This is a genomic window from Rhizobium sp. Rhizsp42, assembly GCF_047304155.1.
Lineage (GTDB): Bacteria > Pseudomonadota > Alphaproteobacteria > Rhizobiales > Rhizobiaceae > Rhizobium.
Map to the genome: position 1 here is coordinate 1 of NZ_JBGLYS010000098.1, position 1,387 is coordinate 1,387.

The following is a 1,387-nucleotide window of genomic DNA, read 5'->3' on the forward strand; positions in this document are numbered from 1 at the left end:
ATGCCTGCACCCGACCAATCCGCCAGAAACGCCAAATTGCCCCTTGCCACGCGGAGGCCGTCCATACATGCCACTGAACTTTCATCCAGCGGCAATTAGAGCCTGGGCGGTTTTGAATACGCCAAGTGGCGCGGTGGTAGCAACCGGCGGAAATGCGTAGCTTTCATCTTGCGCAGCGTTGGAGCCGGTTGCGGCGATGGACCCGGCATAGTCTGCCGGGGTCTGGTATCCGAGCGATGAGTGCGGCCGGAAATTATTAAAATCCTCAGCCCATTCAGCAATGGCGCTTCGGGCATGATCGAGGCCAAAGAACAGGCTTTCGTTGAGCAGCTCGTCGCGCATCCGACCATTGAAACTTTCAACATAGCCGTTCTGCATCGGCTTTCCCGGCGCGATGTAGTGCCAGTCGACTTTATGATCCTTCGACCACGCGAGGATGGCGTTCGATGTGAACTCCGTGCCGTTGTCGGAGACGATCATTCCCGGTTTGCCTCGCCGTTCGATCAACGTCGTCAACTCGCGAGCAACACGACGGCCGGAGATTGAGGTGTCCGGGATTGCCGCCAGGCATTCGCGCGTCACATCATCAACGATATTGAGCACGCGAAACCTCCTTCCGCAAGCAAACTGGTCATGCACGAAGTCCAGCGACCAGCGGGCATTGGCCTTCGCTTCGACCAGGATCGGGGCGCGCGTGCCGACAGCACGCCGCCTGGCTTTCCGCTTGCGAACGGAAAGTCCTTCCTCGCGATAGAGCCGGTAGATGCGATTGACGCCAGACGGCTCTCCATCCCGCCGAAGCAGGATGAAAAGGCGTCGATAACCGAAGCGCCGCCGCTCATTGGCGAGGTCACGCAGCTTCTCCCGCAAGTCGACCTCCGGCGGTCGACTTGACCGATAACGGATCGTCTTGCGGTCGGCGGATATGATCTGGCAGGCCCGCCGCTCCGAAAGACCCATGATGGCCTTCAGATGCGTGACGGCTTCACGCTTGGCGGCAGGCCCTACCATTTTTTTGCGAGAAGCTCGCGGAGCGCGGCTGCATCAAGCATCTGTTCAGCCAGCAGCTTCTTCAGCCTGGCGTTCTCGTCCTCAAGCGTCTTCAGCCGCTTCGCCTCGGAGACTTCCATTCCGCCATATTTGGCTTTCCAGTTGTAAAACGTCGCTTCCGAAATTCCGTGCTTGCGGCAGAGGTCGGCTGCCTTCGCACCAGCCTCCTGCTCCTTCAGCACCGCAATAATCTGCTCTTCCGTAAATCTCTGCTTCTTCATTCGTCCGTCCTTTAATAGGCCGGACTCTCTTATGTTCATTTGCAAGCTCGTTAGGCGCGTTTTTTCTTTCGCCTTTGACGAGGAGGTCATGCGTAAAGCTGATGCACAAAGCAGGA

General features: G+C 57.9%; 1 protein-coding gene. It reads right to left on the reverse strand.

Annotated features, from left to right (window positions below; translation table 11 throughout):
* Positions 1–81: 81 nt before the first annotated feature.
* Positions 82–1,271 (reverse strand): IS3 family transposase gene (locus tag ACCD05_RS31680; protein WP_112989818.1). Its coding sequence is split into 2 segments (ribosomal slippage): positions 82–1,019 and positions 1,019–1,271, totalling 1,191 coding nucleotides; the frame shifts between segments, so codons are not numbered across the junction.
* Between the last annotated feature and the right edge of the window lie 116 nt (positions 1,272–1,387).